This is a genomic window from Pseudomonas sp. WT-JTC, from assembly GCF_056711565.1.
The window spans coordinates 1,597,869-1,614,505 of record NZ_CM160042.1 but is presented as its reverse complement, the minus strand read 5'-3'; the positions used below and the strand labels follow the sequence as shown (position 1 = coordinate 1,614,505).

The 16,637-nt window shown below is 61.0% G+C and carries 16 protein-coding genes; 11 read left to right on the top strand and 5 right to left on the bottom strand.

Annotated features, from left to right (window positions below):
• Nucleotides 1–15 precede the first annotated feature (15 nt).
• The 4 genes from AC06G5_RS07255 to AC06G5_RS07240 are packed head-to-tail and all read left to right on the top strand — an operon-like array spanning nt 16 to nt 5,384.
• Nucleotides 16–429 (top strand): hypothetical protein, encoded by a 414-nt coding sequence (locus AC06G5_RS07255; protein ID WP_413427284.1) that lies wholly within the window; start codon nt 16–18, stop codon nt 427–429.
• 55 nt (nt 430–484) lie between these two features.
• Entirely contained in the window at nt 485–1,843 is a 1,359-nt protein-coding gene (locus tag AC06G5_RS07250) for a TolC family outer membrane protein (protein WP_413427285.1), read from the top strand.
• 16 nt (nt 1,844–1,859) lie between these two features.
• Nucleotides 1,860–4,019 (top strand): type I secretion system permease/ATPase, encoded by a 2,160-nt coding sequence (locus tag AC06G5_RS07245; protein ID WP_480459201.1) that lies wholly within the window; start codon nt 1,860–1,862, stop codon nt 4,017–4,019.
• Between the two features lie 9 nt (nt 4,020–4,028).
• Complete coding sequence (locus tag AC06G5_RS07240) at nt 4,029–5,384, top strand: HlyD family type I secretion periplasmic adaptor subunit (protein ID WP_413427287.1); 1,356 nt, start codon at nt 4,029–4,031, stop codon at nt 5,382–5,384.
• Between the two features lie 147 nt (nt 5,385–5,531).
• On the opposite strand, the gene AC06G5_RS07235 is transcribed toward AC06G5_RS07240, so the two are convergent.
• Together AC06G5_RS07235 and AC06G5_RS07230 are read right to left on the bottom strand one after the other, a co-directional pair.
• Nucleotides 5,532–6,128: a tRNA-uridine aminocarboxypropyltransferase gene (locus tag AC06G5_RS07235; protein ID WP_413427288.1), complete on the bottom strand. Its 597-nt coding sequence runs from the start codon at nt 6,126–6,128 to the stop codon at nt 5,532–5,534.
• A gap of 4 nt (nt 6,129–6,132) precedes the next feature.
• Complete coding sequence (locus AC06G5_RS07230) at nt 6,133–7,026, bottom strand: LysR family transcriptional regulator (RefSeq protein WP_007972518.1); 894 nt, start codon at nt 7,024–7,026, stop codon at nt 6,133–6,135.
• A 369-nt stretch (nt 7,027–7,395) separates the two neighbouring features.
• On the opposite strand from AC06G5_RS07230, the gene speB reads away from it, so the two are divergent.
• The 6 genes from speB (at nt 7,396) to AC06G5_RS07200 (ending at nt 13,010) form a co-directional block, all read left to right on the top strand.
• A complete protein-coding gene (gene speB / locus AC06G5_RS07225) occupies nt 7,396–8,346 on the top strand; it encodes an agmatinase (protein WP_413427289.1) in 951 nt (316 codons plus the stop codon).
• 9 nt (nt 8,347–8,355) lie between these two features.
• Complete coding sequence (locus AC06G5_RS07220) at nt 8,356–8,778, top strand: YybH family protein (protein WP_103394650.1); 423 nt, start codon at nt 8,356–8,358, stop codon at nt 8,776–8,778.
• A 55-nt stretch (nt 8,779–8,833) separates the two neighbouring features.
• Nucleotides 8,834–10,345 carry a purine-cytosine permease family protein gene (locus tag AC06G5_RS07215; protein WP_413427290.1) on the top strand — a complete coding sequence of 504 codons (1,512 nt, stop codon included), beginning with the start codon at nt 8,834–8,836 and terminating at the stop codon, nt 10,343–10,345.
• 156 nt (nt 10,346–10,501) lie between these two features.
• Nucleotides 10,502–11,881, top strand: coding sequence for a sodium:solute symporter family protein (locus tag AC06G5_RS07210; protein ID WP_413427291.1), 1,380 nt, complete (start codon nt 10,502–10,504; stop codon nt 11,879–11,881).
• Between the two features lie 85 nt (nt 11,882–11,966).
• Nucleotides 11,967–12,692 (top strand): MBL fold metallo-hydrolase, encoded by a 726-nt coding sequence (locus tag AC06G5_RS07205; protein WP_480459200.1) that lies wholly within the window; start codon nt 11,967–11,969, stop codon nt 12,690–12,692.
• Nucleotides 12,693–12,758: 66 nt separating this feature from the next.
• Nucleotides 12,759–13,010 carry an acyl carrier protein gene (locus tag AC06G5_RS07200; protein ID WP_480459199.1) on the top strand — a complete coding sequence of 84 codons (252 nt, stop codon included), beginning with the start codon at nt 12,759–12,761 and terminating at the stop codon, nt 13,008–13,010.
• A 116-nt stretch (nt 13,011–13,126) separates the two neighbouring features.
• Here AC06G5_RS07200 and AC06G5_RS07195 read toward each other — a convergent pair whose 3' ends face one another.
• Together AC06G5_RS07195 and ptrR are read right to left on the bottom strand one after the other, a co-directional pair.
• Nucleotides 13,127–13,255, bottom strand: coding sequence for a PA1414 family protein (locus AC06G5_RS07195; RefSeq protein WP_007914492.1), 129 nt, complete (start codon nt 13,253–13,255; stop codon nt 13,127–13,129).
• Between the two features lie 135 nt (nt 13,256–13,390).
• Nucleotides 13,391–14,284 carry a putrescine utilization regulator PtrR gene (ptrR, locus tag AC06G5_RS07190; RefSeq protein ID WP_413427294.1) on the bottom strand — a complete coding sequence of 298 codons (894 nt, stop codon included), beginning with the start codon at nt 14,282–14,284 and terminating at the stop codon, nt 13,391–13,393.
• Nucleotides 14,285–14,388: 104 nt separating this feature from the next.
• Between ptrR and AC06G5_RS07185 the strand changes: the two genes are divergently transcribed.
• Nucleotides 14,389–15,570 carry an MFS transporter gene (locus tag AC06G5_RS07185; protein WP_480459198.1) on the top strand — a complete coding sequence of 394 codons (1,182 nt, stop codon included), beginning with the start codon at nt 14,389–14,391 and terminating at the stop codon, nt 15,568–15,570.
• On the opposite strand, the gene AC06G5_RS07180 is transcribed toward AC06G5_RS07185, so the two are convergent.
• Entirely contained in the window at nt 15,515–16,447 is a 933-nt protein-coding gene (locus AC06G5_RS07180; protein WP_429373053.1) for a DMT family transporter, read from the bottom strand. The two genes, AC06G5_RS07185 and AC06G5_RS07180, sit on opposite strands and share 56 nt — an antisense overlap.
• Between the last annotated feature and the right edge of the window lie 190 nt (nt 16,448–16,637).

Here is a 16,637-nt window from a genome sequence, read left to right as displayed (position 1 = left end):
TTACTTGAGTAAGCCGTGGCCCTGGCAACGATCTCGCCCAGCCAGTCGCTCACGGCGCTGTTTACGATTTTGGGAAAAACCCTCTGCAATCAATGGCATCGGATCCCTGTGCGCAACAACGTTGCCTGTGAGCGATGCGTAGCGATCCTGAATCACTCAAGTGACAAAAAACCGTCGCCACCAGATCGCTCGCGTCCCTCCCCTCCAGCACTTCTCCGCCCTATGTCGATAAGTGGATTGGAATTTTCTTCAAACCCCGACAAGCGCCCTAGCGCCCATAAAACAAGGGCTTTCGCATTGAACAATGTGCTGGATTTCGCAGAGCGCATAAGTTTTTTTTTGCATAGTCGTTATGAAAAAAATTTCTTAGCTACGCTCCAGAATGTTCTTAGCTCTTTTGTTAAAGACATGAAACAACTTTACCTATAAATATCGTCAAATAATTGGCGATTGATAAGCACCATCAGCAATCAGGGAGATGTACATGCGCCTATTAACCCCCCTCTGCAGCGCGGTTCTTTTGGCCATGGCCTGCTCGTCCCAGGCTCAGGCCATGACGCTGACCGAAGCGATCCAGAGCACAATCGCGACCCATCCGGAGCTGGCATCACGGGTGGACAGCCGCCTGTCGGCGGATGAGGACGTGAAGGTCGCCAAAGGGGGCTTTTATCCATCGGTTGATCTGAATGCCGCCTACGGGCGCGCGTATAGCGATAACACCAATACCCGGGCGTTCGGCAATCACCACACCGAAACCCTCAACTACACCCAGTCGGAATTGCGCCTGCGGCAAATGCTCTTTGACGGGTTCAACACCGCCAATGAAGTCGGACGCACCCAGGGCGTGGTCAACTCGCGAGCCTATTACGCTCAGGGTACGGCTCAGGATCTGGCCCTGCGCACCACCGAGGTTTACCTCGAAGTGCTCAAGCGCCGCGAACTGGTGACACTGGCCAAAAACAACCTGCAAGCGCACTTGCGGGTCAATGACCAGATCGGCCTGCGCACCCAGCGCGGCGTGGGCAGCAACGCCGATGCCGACCAGTCCACGGCTCGCCGGGCACTGGCGGAAAACAACCTCGACACCGCCGAAGTGGATCTGGCTGACGCCGAGTCGAACTTTTACGCCGTTGTAGGGCGTATGCCCGATGAACTCGAAACCCCGCCATCGATTCGCGGCGAAGTCCCTGCCTCCTTGCCCGAAGCCCAGCAGAGCATGGTGGAAAACAACCCTTACCTGAAATCCGCCCAGGCCGACGTGCAATCGGCCGAAAGCCAGTACGAAGTCGCCAAGTCGCCGTTCTACCCGCGTCTCGACGCCGAGGCGGCAGTGGGCGCGAACAACAACGTGCAGGGCGATGAAGGCCATGACAACGAATGGCGGGTCGGCGTGGTGATGAACTACAACCTGTTCCGCGGCGGCAGCGACAAGGCACGCCTGGCCTCCGACTCACACAAGATCAACCAGGCCATGGACATCCGTAACAATGCCCTGCGCCAGCTCAACGAGAACATTCACCTGGCCTGGAATGCCATGGTCAATGCCAAGAAACAAACCCCGACCGCCCGTGAATACGCCGACACCAGCAAGCGCGTACGCATGGCCTACCAGGATCAGTTCGGCCTCGGTCAACGGACCCTGCTGGACCTGCTCGACAGTGAAAACGAACTCTACAACGCCAACCGTCGCTACACCGAAGTGCGCTACACCGAAGAGTTTTCGATGTACCGCGTGTTGGCGAACATGGGCCAGTTGTTGAGCAAACAACGCGTTGTACTGCCCGCCGACGCGATCGCCCAGACCGAAGTGAAAAACGAAGCGCGTCTGCCTGAAATGAAGTAGTGCACGGGAGGGTTCAATGACCAGCATGGAGACCGGCAACACCGGTATCGATCCGCGCCTGAGCTTCGATGACCCGCTTCTGGACGGTCTGGTGATCCTCTGCAAACTCCACGGCGCGACGGTCAGTCGCGCCAGCCTGAGTGCCGGGCTCCCCATGGCACACCAACGCCTGAGCCTGGATCTGCTGCCCCGTGCAGCGGCCCGGGCCGGTTTGCAGGCGCGCTTGCTGCGCCGTGACCTCAAGGACATCTCCGCGCTCAACCTGCCCGTGCTGCTGTTGCTCAACAACGGCCGCACGGCCGTCCTGCGCCGTTATGGCGAGGATGGCAAGGTGCTTATCCTGCCCAGCGAAGCCGACGGTGGCGAACAATGGCTCAGCCCTGAGGAACTGGCCGAACACTACAGTGGCCAGGCGCTGTTTGCCCGCCCGCGCCACGAACTCGAAGACTTGCGCTCGCCGCTGGTGCCCCGGGTGCAGGCCTGGTTTCGCGATACGCTGAAGCTGTCGAAATGGCTGTATAGCGACGCGATTCTGGCGAGTTTCCTGATCAACCTGCTGGGGCTGATGGTGCCGCTGTTCGTGATGCAGACCTACGACCGCGTAGTGCCGAACCAGGCCACGTCGACCTTGTGGGTGCTGGCGATCGGTCTGTTGATCGGCACCGCTTTCGAACTGGTGCTGCGGGTCGTGCGCGCGCACTTGCTGGATACCGCCGGCAAGAAAACCGACGTGATCCTGTCGGCCACCCTGTTTGAGCGCATCACCGGCATGGCAATGAAAGCGCGGCCGGCGACCATCGGGGGCTTTGCCCAAAGCATTCATGACTTTCAGGGCTTGCGGGAATTTCTCACCGCCGTGACCCTCACCAGCCTGATCGACCTGCCCTTCTGCCTGCTGATGCTGCTGGTGATCGGCCTGCTCGGAGGCTGGCTGGTGGTGATCCCGATACTGGCGTTCCCTATCACTATCATCTTCGCCATGGTGATCCAGGTACGCCTGCTCGACACCGTGCAGAAAAGCCTCAGCCTCGGCGCCGAACGCCAGGCATTGCTGATCGAAACCCTCAGCGGCCTGGAAACCCTCAAGGCCTGCAGCGCCGAAAGCGAGCGCCAGCACAAATGGGAAAGCACTCACGGCGCCCTCACCCGCCTCGACAGCCATGCGCGTAACTTGTCGGCCCTGGCCACCAACGGCACCTTGTTCATCCAGCAGTTGTCCGGCATGGCGACCATCGTCGCCGGGGTCTACAGCATCATCGCCGGCAACCTCAGCGTCGGCGCCCTGGTGGCCAGCTACATGCTCGGTAGCCGCGTATTGGCGCCACTGGGGCAAATCGCCGGCCTGATCACGCGCTACCAGCAAGCGCAACTGACCATGAAAAGCACCGATGCACTGATGGGCCTGCCCCAGGAGCGCGACGCCAGACAGCGGCCGCTGGAGCGCACCCAACTGCAAGGCGCGCTGGATGTTGTCAGCGTGACCTTCCACTACAACGGCCAGAGCTCTCCCGCCCTGGCCAATGTCGGCTTCAGTGTGAAAGCCGGTGAGCGCGTCGGCATCATCGGCCGCAGCGGCTCAGGCAAAAGCACCCTGGCGCGACTGGTGATGGGGTTCTATGAACCGGATCAAGGCCAGTTGCTGCTCGATGGCCTGGACCTGCGGCAACTGGATGTCGCCGACCTGCGCCATCAAATCGGTTACGTCGCCCACGACCTGCCGTTGCTGGCCGGCAGCCTGCGCGACAACCTGACCCTCGGCGCGCGCTATATCAGCGACTCACGCATGCTCGAAGTGGCGGAAATGACCGGCGTCACCGAACTGGCCCGGCAACACCCGCAAGGTTTCGACCGGCCCGTGGGCGAACGTGGGCAACTGCTGTCCGGCGGCCAGCGCCAGGCAGTGTTGATGGCCCGTTCCATGTTGCTCGACCCGCCGATCATGCTGCTCGACGAGCCCACCAGTGCCATGGACAACAGCAGCGAAGACGTCCTGAGGAAAAAACTCCACGGCTGGGTCCAGGGCAAAACCCTCCTGCTGGTGACCCACCGCACCTCGATGCTGAGCCTGGTGGATCGCCTGGTGGTGCTGGACAACGGACGGATTGTCGCCGACGGTCCGAAAGAAGCGGTCATCGATGCACTGCGCAAGGGCCGTGTCGGCTCTGCGGCGGTCTAGGAGTCGTCCATGTCTGCCGATCAGGGTTCCCGTGGCTACTTCGACAGTTTCAACAAAAGTGCCGAAACCGAGTTCATGCCGGAAACCGCCGGCGCCTCGGTGCAGGACTCACCGCGCTGGTCGCGAATCACCGTGTGGCTGGCCGCCGCGTTGTTGGCCAGCGCACTGGTCTGGGCCAGGTTCGCCGTGCTGCAGGAAGTGACCATGGGTGAAGGCAAGGCGATTCCGTCGAGCAAAGTCCAGGTGATCCAGAACCTGGAGGGCGGCATCGTCACTGAAATTTTCATTCGTGAAGGACAAATGGTGAACAAGGGCGACACCTTGCTGCGCCTGGATGACACGCGCTACCTGTCGAACAAGGGCGAAAGTGAAGCCGACCGATACGCGTTGACCGCGCAGGTCGAACGGCTTTCTGCCGAAGCCGAAGGCCGGCCGTTCAAGCTGTCGGAAGAAGTGATCGCCAAGGCTCCGCAAGTGGCTGAAGACGAGCGTTCCCTGTACGAACAGCGGCAACGCCGACTGGCCAGCGAACAGCGCACCCTGACCGAACAACTTCGGCAAAAAACCCAGGAGCTGGCAGAATTTCGCTCGAAACAGGGGCAGTTCAGTTCAAGCCTGGCGTTGTTGCAGCAAGAGATGAACATGTCCGCACCACTGGTGGGCACCGGCGCGGTATCACCGGTGGAGATCCTGCGCCTCAAACGTAGCGCGGTGGAGATTCGCGGCTCACTGAACGCCACCACCCTGGCGATTCCCCGGGCGGAATCGGCAATCAACGAGATCAAAAGCAAGATCGACGAGTCGGAACAGACCTTCCGTTCGGAAGCCGCCAAAGAGCTGAATGAGAAGCGCACCGATCTGTCGAAAATCACAGCATCGAGCATCGCCATCGACGACCGCGTGACCCGTACCACCGTGGTCTCCCCGGTTCACGGCATCATCAAGGTGTTGAAGGTCAACACCATCGGTGGCGTGGTCCAGCCCGGCAGCGACATGGTGGAAATCGTGCCGCTGGAAGACAACCTGCTGATCGAAGCCAAGGTGCGACCACAGGACGTTGCATTCCTGCATCCGGGCCAGAAAGCCATGGTCAAGTTCAGTGCCTACGACTACACGATCTACGGCGGCCTGAGCGCCAAACTGGAGTTGATCGGCGCCGACACCATCACCGACGACAAGGGCAACAGCTTCTATCTGATTCAGGTGCGTACGGACAAGAACCATTTGGGCGGGGACGTGAAACCGCTGCTGATCATCCCGGGGATGGTGGCGACGGTGGACATTATTACCGGGGAGAAGACGGTGCTCGATTACTTGCTTAAACCGGTGCTTAAAGCTCGGACCGAGGCAATGCGGGAGCGGTAGTCCTTATTCGAAGATTGCAGTGATTGAACCGGCCTCTTCGCGGGCAAGCCCGCTCCCACAGTGTTTAGTTGTGTTCACTTTATTTGTGCACGACGCAACCCTCTGTGGGAGCGGGCTTGCTCGCGAAGGGGCCGGCATTGACGACGCCTACTTCGGCCCATGATTACGCTGAAAAACCTCCTCCCCCATCGCCGCAATCTGCCCCTCGATCAACGCTTCGAACGGCCTGAGCAATGGCGCAAAGGAAGTCGGTGCCTCAAGGGTTTCAAGCGCCTGCACAATCGCCTCCACCGTCGACAATGCTCCCGGTCCCGGCGCCTTGCGCAGGCGATAACGGGACACACCGCCCTCGGCCAGCGTCACCCTCGGCAACGCCGCCAGCAGCGGATTGAGGTGCAGCAACTTGCGCGCCTTGCGCCAGGTGCCGTCCGGGACGACCAGCAACAACGGCTCGTCCGTTGCGGCACAGGCCTGCATCGGTTGCGCCTCTTCGCCGGGAAACAACAAGCGCGCCCGATACCCCGGCCGGCTCAACAAGGTCGGCAAATCCTCGAACACCTCCCCCACGATCAACTCGGCATTGTTCAGGCCCAACGCCGCCAGCCGTGCAGTATTCAGTGCATGGTTCACTTCGCTCGGATGCTGCAACAGCAACACGCGGGTGCGGCTGTCGAGGCTCGGGATCAATGGGCACAGGCAGTGGCTTTGCGGGCGCAGGCAGCGCGGGCATTGGATTCTGGACATCTTCTCAGGCCTGGTTCAGTTGGGCTTTCAGCAAGTCGCGAAACGTCTGGATCAACGGCTCGCGACTACGGCCCCGACGCACGATCATCGAGAATGGCGCCTGATAGCCGAAGGTCGCCGGCAGCAGCACCCGCAAGTCCCCCTTGTCGGCCCAAGCCTGGGCGTAGTGTTCCGGCAGGTAGCCGATGTAGGCGCCGGACAGCACCAGAATCAGCTGGGCCTCCATACTTTCCACGGTCGCGGCACTGTGCTTGAAGCCGTGACGCGCCAGTTCGGCCTGGCTCCAGTAGCCGCGACCGACCATGCGCTGCTGCGTGATGACTTGTTCGGGAATGCGCCGCTCGTTGAACAGCGGATGCCGCGTGCTGCAATACAACCAGTGTTGTTCACGGTACAGCGGCATGTACACCAGGCCGCTCATGCGCGTGGAAAACGCGCCGATGGCCAGGTCGAGACGGTTGTCTTGTACGCCGAGTTGCAATTCGTAGGGGCTCATCACCGACAGGTGCAAGTGCACGGCCGGGTGTTCCTGGCTGTAGGCACCGATGGCTTCGGCAAACGGCAGGGCCTTGTCGCTGACGGTGGAGTCGATGACCCCAAGGTTCAAGGTCCCGCGCAGTTCACCCTTGAGGGCAGCAGCGTATTGCTCGAAGCCTTCGAGCTCGCCCAACAGACGCAGGGTTTCCTGATGGAACAGTTCGCCCTTGCTGGTCAGGCTGAAACCGCCACGACCGCGATGGCAGAGCACCAGGCCGAGGGCCGCTTCGAGCTGGCTCATGTAGGTGCTGATGGCCGACGTCGAGAGATTGAGCTCCTGCTGGGCGTTGGCAAAGCCCTGGTGTCGCACCACGCTGACGAAGATGCGCAATAGTTTCAGGTCGGGTAAAGCGTTGGCCATGGGAACTCCGATCGAAAGGCGGCGCAAAGTACTACTGTGGAAACACAATCCCTGTGGGAGCGGGCTTGCTCGCGAAAGCGGTGTGCCTATTCACACTAATGCCGACTGACATGACGCCTTCGCGAGCAAGCCCGCTCCCACAATGATTGCAGTGTTCACCCCTGGACTGAAAGGCATCAGGGTGTCTGCGCATGGAGTGAAGTCTATCGCTGTCACATCCATTAGTTTAGAAAAATCTGAACTAAGTATTTGCCCGTAGCGATTCTTCCCGGCCACTACATTTCGCAGAATCGGCGCCACAAGGTTCGCCCGTACTCCCGTGAACGGCGCAACCGACATAAATAAAACAACGACGATGAGGCCCTACCCGTGGACAAGATTCTTCACCAACCACTGGGCGGCAACGAAATGCCGCGCTTCGGCGGCATCGCCACCATGATGCGACTCCCCCACCTGAAAACTGCTGCCGGCCTGGACGCTGCCTTCGTAGGCGTGCCGCTGGACATCGGTACCTCGCTGCGCCCTGGCACCCGTTTCGGGCCTCGCGACATCCGCACCGAATCGGTGATGATCCGCCCGTACAACATGGCCACCGGCGCTGCACCGTTCGACTCGCTGTCGGTTGCCGACATCGGCGACGTGGCGATCAACACCTTCAACCTGCTGGACGCCGTTCGCATCATCGAAGAAGCCTACGACGACATCCTCGAACACAACGTGATCCCCCTGACCCTGGGCGGCGACCACACCATCACCCTGCCGATCCTGCGTGCCATCCATAAAAAGCACGGCAAGGTCGGCCTGGTGCACATCGACGCTCACGCCGATGTGAACGATCACATGTTCGGCGAGAAAATCGCCCACGGCACCACCTTCCGTCGCGCCGTTGAAGAAGGCCTTCTGGATCCGGACCGGGTCGTGCAGATTGGCCTGCGCGCCCAGGGCTACACCGCTGACGACTTCAACTGGAGCCGCAACCAGGGCTTCCGTGTGGTTCAGGCCGAAGAGTGCTGGCACAAGTCGCTGGAGCCATTGATGGCTGAAGTCCGCGAGAAAGTCGGTGGCGGTCCTGTCTACCTGAGCTTTGATATCGACGGCATCGACCCGGCCTGGGCTCCTGGCACCGGCACCCCGGAAATCGGCGGTCTGACGACCATTCAGGCGATCGAGATCGTTCGTGGCTGCCAAGGCCTCGACCTGGTCGGTTGCGATCTGGTAGAAGTCTCGCCCGCTTACGACACCACTGGTAACACCTCGCTGCTGGCCGCCAACCTGCTGTACGAAATGCTCTGCGTACTGCCTGGCGTAGTCCACCGCTGAGGATGGACCATGAACGAACGTGATCAGGTTCTCAAAGCCGCCGCCGATCTGGTGTCCGCTTTTGCCCGTAACGATCGCGAAGCCTATTTCGGCGCGTTCAGCGCCGATGCCAGCTTCGTCTTCTACACCCTCGAGCAGCCCCTGCTGTCGCGCGACGCCTATCAGGCGATGTGGGACAGCTGGCGCGCCGAGGATGGCTTCGAGGTGCTCTCTTGCACCTCGAGCAACGCTTTCGTCAGCCTGCAGGGTGACGTGGCGATTTTCATCCATGACGTAGCCACCGAGCTGCGCATGCAAGGGGAGCAGCACTTTAGCCAGGAGCGCGAGACGATTGTTTTCAAGAAACAAGCGTCTGGCCAAGAACAACAAGGCCTATGGCTGGCCTGTCACGAACATTTGTCCGCGATGCCGGAAGGGCTGCCAACCCCTTAGCCAACACAGGTGACGCTCACGCACGATGAGCGCGCCTTTATGATCGGAGCTGATCATGAATAACAACAACAAAGACCAAAGCCTTACGCAAATTGAAACCCACGGGGTCGAACAGATCCCGGACAACGAACGCACCGCAGGCCCGACGGACTTGTTCCGGATGATCTTCGGTGGTTCCAACACCTTTGCAACCGCCGTCCTCGGCAGTTTCCCGGTGCTGTTCGGCCTGTCTTTCCAGGCGGGCGTCTGGGCGATTGTGCTGGGCGTACTGCTGGGTTCGCTGATCCTCGCGCCAATGGGCCTGTTCGGCCCGATCAACGGCACGAACAACGCCGTGTCTTCCGGTGCGCACTTTGGCGTGCACGGGCGGATCGTCGGTTCGTTCCTGTCGCTGTTGACCGCCATCGCCTTCTTCTCGCTCTCGGTGTGGAGTTCGGGTGATGCGCTGATCGGTGGCGCCAAACGCCTGATCGGCCTGCCGGAAACCGACCTGACCCTGGGCCTGGCCTACGGTCTGTTCGCGATTCTGGTGCTGACCGTGTGCATCTATGGTTTCCGCTTCCTGCTGTGGGTCAACAAGATCGCGGTGTGGAGTGCCAGCCTGCTGTTCCTGCTGGGCGTCTTCGCCTTTGCCGGTCCTTTCGATGCGAACTACGCTGGCACCGTCAGCATGGGCCAACCCGGTTTCTGGGCCGCCTTCATCGGTGCTGCACTGGTGGCCATGAGCAACCCGATTTCCTTCGGTGCGTTCCTCGGCGACTGGTCGCGTTACATTCCGCGTGATACGTCCAAGCGTCGCATCATGGCGGCGGTGGTGATTTCGCAGATCGCAACGTTCATTCCGTTCCTGTTCGGCCTGACCACCGCGACCATCGTGGCGATCAAGGCACCGGACTACATCGCCGCCAACAACTATGTCGGCGGCCTGCTGGCGGTATCCCCGACCTGGTTCTTCCTGCCGGTGTGCCTGATCGCAGTGATCGGCGGCATGTCCACCGGCACCACCTCGCTCTACGGCACAGGCCTGGACATGTCCAGCGTGTTCCCACGGGTGCTGTCGCGGGTCAAGGCCACGCTGCTGATCGGTGTGATGTCGATTGCCTTCATCTTCATCGGGCGCTTCGCGGCGAACCTGGTGCAGAGCGTGTCGACCTTCGCCGTGCTGATCATCACCTGCACCACCCCCTGGATGGTGATCATGATCATCGGCCTGCTGGCCCGTCGCGGCTTCTACTGCCCGGATGACCTGCAAGTGTTCACCCGTGGCGAGAAAGGCGGCCGCTACTGGTTCACCCACGGCTGGAACTGGCGTGGCATGGGGGCCTGGATCCCGAGTGCCGCGGTCGGCCTGTGCTTTGTGAACCTGCCGGGGCAATTTGTCGGCCCCCTGGGCAACCTGGCCGATGGTATCGACATCAGCCTGCCAGTGACCCTGGGCCTGGCCTCGGTGGTTTACCTGGTCCTGCTCAAAATGTTCCCGGAAGCCAGCGCCGTGTACGGCCCGAACGACCTTCGCAACAAGAGCACGGATTCGCTCGCCAAACCGGCGATGCAACAAGTCGCCTGATATACGCACTACCCCTGTGGGAGCGGGCTTGCTCGCGATGGCAGCAGCACATCCACCCTTGATGTGACTGACAGACCGCTATCGCGAGCAAGCTCGCTCCTACAAGGGGACTGATTTTCAGCCTCACATAAAAAAGACAATCGGAGACACGCCATAATGGCTTTGGATTTATTCGTTGTACTCATCTACGCCGCCGCGATGCTGCTTCTCGGTTACTACGGCATGCGCAAGGCCAAGACCAACGAAGACTTTTTGGTCGCCGGTCGTAACCTCGGCCCAAGCCTGTACATGGGCACCATGGCTGCCACCGTTCTGGGCGGCGCGTCCACCGTGGGCACCGTGCGTCTGGGCTACGTACATGGCATCTCCGGTTTCTGGCTGTGTGCCGCACTGGGTTGCGGGATCGTCGCGCTGAACCTGTTCCTCGCCAAACCTTTGCTGAAACTGAAGATCTACACCGTTACCCAGGTGCTGGAAAAGCGCTACAACCCGATGGCCCGCTCCGCGAGCGCGGTGATCATGCTGGCCTACGCGCTGATGATCGGCGTGACCTCGATCCTGGCAATCGGCACCGTTCTGCAAGTGCTGTTCGGCCTGCCGTTCTGGATCTCGGTATTGCTCGGCGGCGGCGTCGTGGTGATCTACTCGGCCATTGGCGGCATGTGGTCCCTGACCCTGACCGACATCGTCCAGTTCATCATCAAGACCGTAGGCCTGATGTTCATCCTGTTGCCAATCTGCCTGTACCGCGTCGGTGGCTGGGATGAATTGGTGATGAAACTGCCGGCGGCGAGCTTCAGCTTCACCACCATCGGCTGGGACACCATCATCACCTACTTCATGATCTACTTCTTCGGCATCCTGATCGGTCAGGACATCTGGCAACGGGTGTTCACCGTCAAGACCGCCAAGGTGGCTCAGGTTGCCGGTACCGCTGCCGGTATCTACTGCATCCTCTACGGTCTGGCCTGTGCCCTGATCGGCATGGCTGCACACGTACTGATCCCGGATCTGGACAACGTCAACAACGCCTTCGCCGCCATCGTCAAACTGTCCCTGCCGGACGGTATCCGTGGCCTGGTGATCGCTGCCGCACTGGCCGCCATGATGTCCACCGCCAGCGCCGGCCTGCTGGCCGCTGCCACCACCCTGACCGAAGACCTGCTGCCGAAACTGCGTGGCGGTAAACAGTCGAGCCTGGCGATCAACCGCCTGTTCACCCTGTTGACCGGCTGTGTGGTGCTGGCCATTGCCCTGGTCGTGAACGACGTGATCAGCGCCCTGACCCTGGCCTACAACCTGTTGGTGGGCGGCATGCTGATCCCGCTGATGGGCGCGATCTTCTGGAAACGCGCCACCACCGCCGGCGCCATCGCCAGCATGGGCATGGGGTTCGCCACTGCGCTGCTGTTCATGTTCAAGGACGGCCTGGACGCCAACACCCCGATCTACTACAGCCTCGGTGTAGGCCTGGTGAGTTTCGTGGTAGTGAGCCTGATGTCCCGCCGCCCGGTAGCAGTAGCCAGCGCGGCCTAAGCTGAACATAACGACTTGATGCTTTCTTCGACGGGTGTGGCGTCGGTTGCCACACCCGTTTTTTTTCGTCTGGAGAAAACGTTTTATGAAAATTGTTTCTCGTGACCAGTGGTTCGAAGTGAAATCGCTCAGCGACGGCATCCGCTTGATCCACGAGCCGTACATCCGCCCCTTCTACCGCTGCAACCTCTGGCACATCCAGGGCCGTGACAAGGACCTGCTGCTGGACAGTGGCTCGGGCCTGGTCAGCCTGCGCGAGCAACTGCCGTGGATCACCGAGCGGCCGCTGGTGGCCGTGGCCAGCCACTGCCATTTCGATCACATCGCCGGTCATCATGAGTTCGCTGAACGGCTGGTGCATCCGGCCGAAGCGGACATTCTGGCCGCACCGGATGGCGACAACGACTTGAGCAAGGCCTTTGTCGGCGACGACATGTTCGAAGCCCACCCGGATTGCCCGCTGTGCTACGCCGAATACCGGGTCAGAGCCGCACCAGCCACGGGGTTTATCGAAGATGGAGATGTGCTGGACCTGGGCAACCGTGTGTTGCAAGTCGTGCACACGCCGGGACACTCGCCGGGGGGCATCTGCCTGTACGAAGCCGCCACCGAGACCTTGTTCAGCGGCGACATCATCTACGACGGCCCGCTGATCGAAGACGCCTACCACTCCAACCTCGATGACTACGCGCGCAGCCTGCAACGCTTGCGTACGCTGCCGATCCGTACAGTGCATGGCGGACATTTCGGCAGTTTTTCCGGTGCGCACTTGCGTAGCATGATTGACGAATGGCAGCGCTCACACGGCTGAAGCCTGCTGTACTCAACGGCAGGAACTGTACCGGCACAAAGAGCCCCCCCTCCTGGAAGAACATTCATGAAAAAAGCTGCCGTTCGCGCTGTCGTGCATCGCTACATCAGCCGCCTGCTGGAAAGCCGGGATGACTTCGCCGACAACGCCAGCCTGGCGCAGTTGGGACTGGATAAGGAAGATATCGAAGAACTGATCTTCCATCTGGAAGATGAGCTGGGTGTAACGGCGTTTACCGCCGAGGAAGACCGGATACTGAAATCCGCCAGGACGGCGAATGATTTGAGCCGGTTTTTGCTGGAGATTGGGCGGCATTGAGGCTGGGTTGCCAAATGCGCAGTCTCTGACAATCAGGATTGAATGGCAGCATGCTGTTCTGTGGCGAGGGGGCTTGTCGGAACAAGCCCACCCTCACTAGCGATCCGGAATCTGCTTTACCGGCGACGCTGCTGGCGTCGGCGCTGTTCGTCATCAGTACGAATAGGCACGGGTTGCAGAGGCGGCTCGATCAAACCGAGAGCAACGCCCAGGTCATGCAGCCAGTTTTGGATTTTCTCTTTCATGGTGCCCCCTTCAGGGTAGTGCCGAGCGGCCAAAATTCTGAAGCTCGTTCGCACTGATAATAGTCCGAAGTCCTGCGCAATGCTCGTGCAAAGTCGCAATGATCTGTTACTGAATCCATCACAATCAGCCTGTGTTCAGGCAATTTCCTGCGCCTGCAGCGGTGTCGGCGGAAAAACCACCTGTTGCTGCTCGATCCATGCATTCAGGTTGGCTCCGACCATGCCCTTGCGCCACATCAGCCAGGTGGTTGCGCTGGCGAACGGCTCGGCCAACGGATGCACCGCCACACTCTCACGGCCCGGCAAACTGGCGAGCATCGACTCCGACATCAGCGCCACACCGGAACCGGCAATCACACACGCCAGCATGCCTGGATAGGACTCGATCTCCATCGCCCGGCCCATGGCCGCGTGGTCATGGGCGAACCAGGCTTCCAGACGCATGCGGTAGGAGCAACCCTGACGAAAGGTAAACACCGCGCGCCCTTCCACATCCAGCGCACTGCGCACCGGCGGATGATCGGCCTCGCTGATCAGCACCAGGCGCTCGTCGCACAAGGGAACGCCGTCGAGCCCGGCCAGTTCCATGGGGCCATCCACCAGCGCCGCATCGAGTCGACCGGTGAGCAGGCCTTCGAGCAATTCCCCGCTGGGGCCGGATTGCACTTGCAGGTTCACGGCCGGATACAAGCGGTGATAGCGCGCCAAAAGCCCCGGAAGGTGAATCGCGGCGGTGCTGTACATGGTGCCGAGCACGAAGTCGCCCGCCGGTTGCCCACCCTGCACCGCCGCGCTGGCTTCATCGCGCAAGGCAAACAGCTTGGCGGTGTAGTCCAGCAAGACTTTTCCCGCAGGCGACAGCTGCAAACGCTGACGTTCGCGCAGGAACAGTTCGACGCCGAGTTGCTCTTCCAGCTGTTTGAGCCGGGTCGACAGGTTCGACGGCACCCGGTGCAGCCGTTCGGCGGCTCGGGTTATCGACCCTTCTTCGGCCACCGCCTGAAAGATGCGCAATTGGCTGAACTCCACGACACTCTCCAAAACAGAACAAGTTACTCACTATTATTCATTTTTAAAGAAAGTCAATCAGTCCTAGCCTGACGGTCATTGATCCTCTGAACGGAATCCAGACCATGTCCCCCCTGATTCGCTTATCCGCCTGTTTCATTGCCCTGATGATGGCCATGGGCATCGGCCGTTTTGCCCTGACACCGCAACTGCCGCACCTGCTCAGCGAAGGTCAGGTCGACCTGACCGCCGCCGGGCTGATTGCCGCCGCCAACTACTTCGGCTACTTCATCGGCGCGGTGGACGCCATGTTTTCCCGGCGTCCCGCGCAAGTGCGCCGGCGCTTGCTCGGCGGATTGTGGCTGTGCGTGCTACTGACCCTGGCTTCGTTCTGGGCCAATGGTTTCTGGTCACACCTGCTGCTGCGCTTCGGCACCGGTGTGGCCAGCGCCTGGGTGCTGGTGATGATCACCGCCTTGAGCCAGCCGCTCGCGGCAGCGGCCGGTCGTCCTCGGCTCGGTGCCCTGGTCTTCGCCGGACCGGGCCTGGGGATTTTTCTGACCGGTTTGTTGGCCCTGGGTTCGAACCTGCTGGGCCAGACATCCGCCACCTTGTGGCTGGTGTACGCCGCTGTAGGTCTGGCGATGCTGCTGGGGATCCTGCCGTTCCTGCCACAACCGGTCGCCACCGCGACTGCTGCACCCAGCGCCAGCCCGTCGCCCACTCAAGGCATCGGTCGCCTGGGCTTGATCTATGCCTTGTACGGATTGGGCTACATCATCCCGGCGACCTTTCTGTCGCAAATGGCCAACGCGCAATTCCATGGCCAATGGCAGGCCGACCTGTTCTGGCCGTGCTTTGGCCTGGCGGCGGCAACCGGTGTGGTGCTGGTGAGTTTGCGTCGGCAGAAGCCCGACGCCACGCGTCACTGGTTGATGGCGACGTTATGGCTGCAAGCCGCTGGCGTGTTCGCCTGCCTGCTGGGCAACGGGCCAGGCCTGGCGCTGGGTGTGATCCTGTGCGGCACGCCGTTCCTGGCCTGCATGCAACTGGTGATGCAACGGTCCCGGGAACTGGCACCCCACGCGACCCAACGCAATGCCGGCCTGCTGACGGCCTGCTTCGCCGTGGGCCAGCTCAGCGGGCCATTGCTGGCGGCGCTAAGCAGTCATTTCAGTGGCGGTTTGCAGCCGGCACTGGTGGTTGCCGGCTGCGGCTTGCTGGTTGCCGGCGGCCTGTCGCTCGCGCCGCTCAGTGCTGCCCGAGGGCTTGGCGCAGACGACGGCGCAGCCACTGCTCGGCACTGACAAAGGTGATACCCGCCAATACCAGCACCGCACCGATGATGAAGTTCAGGCTCAGTGCCTCGCCCAGCAGCACCACACCGAACGTGACGCCGAACAACGGCGTCATGAACGAAAACACCGCGAGGTTCGCTGCCAGGTAACGGCGCAGCAGCCAGAACCACACCAGGTAACTGAAGAACGACACGACCACGCCCTGGAACAGCACACTGGTGACTGCCACGGTGGTCAGGCTGACATGGGTGATCTGGCCGCTGAGCAGCGCGATCAACAGCAAACCGAAGAAACCGACAATCAACTGATAGAACAGCGTCAGGGTTACCGGCGCTTCCGACAGCCGCGAGGCGCGCACCACCACGGTGGTCGCGCCCCAAGCCGCGCCCGCCAGCACACCGAGGGCATCGCCCATCAACATGCGGTAATCAAGATTGTCCCAGGACACCCCACCGGCAAACGCGATGGCAATCCCGATAAAGGCCAATACAATCCCCAGCCATTGCAAGGGCCGCAAACGCTCACTCGGCAGCAACCAGTGCACACCCAATGCGGTGAAGATCGGCGCGGTATAGAGAAACACCGACATGTGCGCCGCCGTGGTCAGTTGCAGGCCTTCGGAAATGAAGAAGAACTCCAGGCCAAACAAGGCACCGGCCAACAGGCCGCCCCGCCAGGTCGTACTCACCTGGTTCCAGCCGCCCTTCCAACAGATCAGCAACCCGACCAGCAACGCCGACATACCGGAACGCCCGGCCGCCTGCATCACCGGCGCGATATCGGCCGCCGCCCACTTGATCATCACCTGTTGAACGCCCCAGACCAGGCACAACCCGACCATCACTTGCAGGGCAAACCCGTCGGCGCTGCGCCGGGTGGCGCTCACCGGAACACCTCGAACACACAATCCATGGCAAAGACTCGGCAGTCAAAACAAAGCCCCGGCCTTCTCACTGGAAAAGAAAACACCGGGGCGCAAAATCATGTTGTCGATTATTAACCAGATGGCCAGAAAATGCCGCCTGTCAGAGACCTCTACTTCTCTGCCTGCGCCACCCTGGCTCTGTGTAGTGTCA